A 239-nucleotide genomic window follows, 5' to 3' on the forward strand; every position below is an offset into this window, starting at 1 on the left:
AGCACTTTCAGCCGTGTGAGTCGTGTATTGTACCAGTTGCCTCCACCCAGCATCGACGATGCTTTTCGCCAGGTGATGATTCTTTACCATTCCTTGCACGTTCAGATCTTCAAACGCAATCAAATCGAATCGCTTCACCAGCTGATGACTGATCTGATGCGTGTAATCCTTCCGTTGATTGGCGATTTTCTCATGCATTCGGGCAAGGAGACAGATCGCTTTTTTCCTGCGGTGGGAAC

The 239-nt window shown here is 48.5% G+C and carries 1 protein-coding gene; it reads right to left on the bottom strand.

The genetic code is table 11. The annotated features are described in order from the left end of the window. The coding region (locus tag CHM34_RS18875) for a transposase (protein WP_141201807.1) at positions 1-239 on the bottom strand (239 nt) is incomplete at both ends.

It is taken from the genome of Paludifilum halophilum, from assembly GCF_002245355.1.
Lineage (GTDB): Bacteria > Bacillota > Bacilli > Thermoactinomycetales > DSM-45169 > Paludifilum > Paludifilum halophilum.